Below are 3,491 nucleotides of genomic sequence, written 5' to 3'. Positions count from 1 at the left end.
GGGGATCTGCTTCGCGATTCCCGTGAACACCGCCAAGTGGGTGGCGTATCAACTCATCCGTGATGGACGCGTCCGGAGAGCCTATCTCGGGATCGCCGCGCAGGTGGTGCCGCTGGACCGCCGGTTCACCGTCGCCCATCGCATCGAGCGGCCCACCGCCGTGCGAATCACCGAAGTCCACTCGGCGACCGCGGCGGCGGAAGCCGGGCTCCAGGTCGGCGACCTCATCCTTGGGATCGGCGGCTCCCCGATCGCGACGCTCGACGACCTCATGCTGGCCCTGGGCCGGCACGTCATTGGAGAGTCCGTTCCAATGGAGATCCTCCGGGGCCCGGAGCGCATCACGGTCACGGTCCGCCCGACCGAATTGCCTGAAGAAGGGTAGGCTGGGGGAAACGGCTTGCGGATTCTAGGGATTCCCGGGAGCCTTCGGCGCCTCTCCTATAATCGCGGCATGCTCCTGGCGGCCCGTGAGCTCGCGCCGGATGGCATCGAGATAGAGATTACCGACCTCTCGCCGATCCCTTTGTACAACGGCGACGCCGAGGCCGAGGGCATCCCGGCTCCAGTACAGGCGCTCAAGACACGAATCGAGGGCGCGGACGCGCTGCTCTTCGCCACCCCGGAGTACAATCACCTCGTCCCGGGCGTGCTGAAGAACGCCATCGACTGGGCCTCGCGCCCCCCGAACGCGTTCCGGCGGAAACCGGCGGCGATCATGGGAGCGTCGGCAGGGGCCACGGGAACCGCGCGCGCCCAACTCGCGCTCCGCCAGGTGTTGACCGCGGTCGAGTGTTACGTGCTGCCGGCTCCTCAGGTCCTCGTCGCCGGGGCGCGCGACCGGTTCGACTCGAACGGCCGCCTCACCGATGAGAAGGCACGTGAGAATATCCGGTCGCTGCTCGAAGCGTTGCCCGCGTGGATCGATCGCCTTCGGCCGCGGTAGGGCGTTACCGCGCCGGCGGTGAGGCCGCCAAGAGGTAAATGACCGGAAACACTCCCCGTCCACTGAACCCGCTCCGGCCCACGGTCGTGTACGCACCCCGAAGGCCCTCGAGGGTTTGATCGACCGTGGCTTCGCTCATTGGAGGAGCGACGATCATCCACAGCCTCGGGTAGCGCGCCGCCAACCGTCGGATGCCAGGAATATCCTGCTTGGGCAGCAGGAGCACCTCCGCGGGGGTGGCGCCAAAGTAGTACGTGAACGCTAGTTCGTTCTGATAATCCCCGTACACGAAGAGATCCCCAGGTCTGGCCCGGCTCTGCACCAGCGTCGCCGCCTCCCGCCACTGGTAGGGGCGAAAGTGTGGATCACCATAGTAGCGGGTGAACACCGGGACGCTGTACAGGAGGAGGCCGGCCGCGAGCCCCGCCGCGATCTCGCGGTGATGATCGCGAAAGTGCTCCGCCACCTCGATGATGCCGCGGGCGAGCAGCATGGCGTAGAACGGGAGCAGAAACGAAAACCACCGAGCCTCGAACAGCGGCTTGTTCAATGATACGGCGAACGTCACGCCGATCGGCACGATCAACGGCAGCCCCAAGAACGCTAGCCTCCGTCCTTCCGGCGCGAATGCCCGGATCCCTCGCCAGACGACGGCGATGAACGGGAGGAGCAGAAGGCCCTGCTCGAATGGCCCGAGCGTCGTATTCTTGAAGAAGAAACTCGGCATGCCCACGAGCGATCCTCCGAACGCGTACAGCCCGAGGAGCTGGCTCACATCGAGGAGCGAGGTGTGCTCTCCCCACCCGCCCGGCGGCGTTCTCGTGATCTGGCTCCAGAACGACGGCCCCCACGGCGCGAAGAATATCGCGATGACCAATACGGCGGCGAGCCACCTCCGCAGGTGAGCGCGTTCGAACCACACCACCCAGATCCCCTGCGCGAGCACGACGAGAAAGCCGAGATAGTGCGTGTAGACCATGAGCGTGGTCGCGAGGACGTACGCGCCCCACTGCATTGTCCGATCGCGCTCGATGCTCTCGGATAGGGCCAGCATGGACACGAGGGTCAGCGCGCCGAGCAGCGCGTACATTTTCGCGTCCTGACCGGCCATGACCGCAAACGGTGAGAGCCCGACGAGGAGCGCGCTCAGGAGACCGACCGGCTCGGAGGCGACGCGGCGTGCGACCGCGTAGGTCAGGCCGGCAGCCAGGACACTGAAACAGGCGGAGGGGACCCGAATCGCCGCCTCCCTGAACCCGGCCACGCCGATCCAGGCCTTCATCAGAACATAGAACAGCGGCGGATGGAACTCCGCGGCCCGGAGCAGCGCCGGGATCGCATGAAGCGGGAACAGCGAGATCCTGACCACGTAGGCTTCGTCAAACCACACGCTGTTGTGGCCGAGGAACGCAAACCGGAATGCGGCCGCCACGGCGAGGATGCCGGCGAGGATGATCCCCTGATTGACGTGAAGGGCGGCTACCGGGAGACGGCGGACTGCCGCAACGGTCACCGCCTGCTCGACATGGTCCATGGTGGGATTACCCTTGGCATGCCCCAAACAGCATGCATCCAGACTGCCGGCCCACATCTCTTGGGTGTTTCACCCAGAGTTAACGCGTTCATAGCGCCCCCAATCACACTCTTGGTGTAATGTCGGCCAAGAGGACACTTCATGCTTGGGTGAGGGGAGGATGCGCGCGTGGCTGTGGGAGCGTGGTTTCTGGTGCTCTGCCCCGACTGCCCTTTGGACGAAATGCACGGCGATATCGCGCGGGCACGCCGAGCGGCTCGAGACCATCAGCATGCCGGCACGACGGTGATCAGCGTCGCCTCGATCCAGGGAGCGCACGCACGAAGGGGCGCACGTCATCCGCTCGGGTGGATCGTTACCGGCGGCACATCCCAGTGGCTCGAGAAGGAGACCGCCCCCGTGCGCAAATCGTCCCGGCTCCAGTATTTGCTCGCGCAATCCGACGTCGCATAGGAGGCGTCAACGATCGGCAAGCGCGAGTTTGGCGCCGAGCGCGACAAACGCGGCGGCGAACGTGCGGCGCATCCACGTCAGTACGCGCGGACGTGTGACGACGTGGTCGCGAATCGAGGCGGCAAACAGCCCGTAGGCGACGAAGACGACAAACGTCAGGAGCATGAAAACGGCGCTCAGCTCGAGCATGCGTGAGAGCGGATGTGGTTCGCCGGCCCTCACAAACTGCGGCAGGAATGCGAAAAAGAAAATCGACAGTTTCGGATTGAGGATGTTGATCAGGATAGCGGTGATGATGACCTGCACTGCCGATCGGGGACCGACCTCCCTCTCCACCTTGAGCGCGCCCCGCTCCCTCAGCGCGTTCCACGCCATGTAGAGCAGATAGACCACGCCCAGGTATTTGAGCGTCTGGAACGCGAGCGCGCTCGTATACAAGAGCGCCGCGAGACCCATGATCGCCGCCGCCATGTGCGGGACGATGCCAAGCGTGCATCCGAACGCGGCGACGACGCTCGCCCGAGATCCGCGCGAGAGGCCGGCCGCCAGCGTGTAGAG

General features: G+C 65.3%; 5 protein-coding genes. 3 read left to right on the top strand and 2 right to left on the bottom strand.

Annotated elements, in window-relative coordinates; all coding sequences use genetic code 11:
* Window positions 1-385: PDZ domain-containing protein (locus VFP86_03665; GenBank protein ID HET8998724.1), on the top strand; the 385-nt coding region annotated here is incomplete at its 5' end.
* Between the two features lie 15 nt (window positions 386-400).
* A complete protein-coding gene (locus tag VFP86_03660) occupies window positions 401-946 on the top strand; it encodes an NADPH-dependent FMN reductase (GenBank protein ID HET8998723.1) in 546 nt (181 codons plus the stop codon).
* Between the two features lie 4 nt (window positions 947-950).
* On the opposite strand, the gene VFP86_03655 is transcribed toward VFP86_03660, so the two are convergent.
* A complete protein-coding gene (locus tag VFP86_03655; GenBank protein ID HET8998722.1) occupies window positions 951-2,480 on the bottom strand; it encodes a glycosyltransferase family 39 protein in 1,530 nt (509 codons plus the stop codon).
* A 168-nt stretch (window positions 2,481-2,648) separates the two neighbouring features.
* Between VFP86_03655 and VFP86_03650 the strand changes: the two genes are divergently transcribed.
* A complete protein-coding gene (locus VFP86_03650) occupies window positions 2,649-2,933 on the top strand; it encodes a hypothetical protein (protein HET8998721.1) in 285 nt (94 codons plus the stop codon).
* Between the two features lie 6 nt (window positions 2,934-2,939).
* Here the strand turns inward: VFP86_03650 and VFP86_03645 are convergent.
* Window positions 2,940-3,491: LysE family translocator (locus VFP86_03645; GenBank protein HET8998720.1), on the bottom strand; the 552-nt coding region annotated here is incomplete at its 5' end.

Source organism: bacterium, from assembly GCA_035703895.1.
In the GTDB taxonomy this organism is placed as follows: Bacteria; Sysuimicrobiota; Sysuimicrobiia; order Sysuimicrobiales; family Segetimicrobiaceae; genus Segetimicrobium.
This window is presented reverse-complemented; position numbering and strand designations above follow the sequence as displayed.

Bases quoted from the DNA above. Each gene is read 5' to 3' on its own strand.
- VFP86_03655 (HET8998722.1), bottom strand. From the start codon at position 2,480: ATGGACCATGTCGAGCAGGCGGTGACCGTTGCGGCAGTCCGCCGTCTC.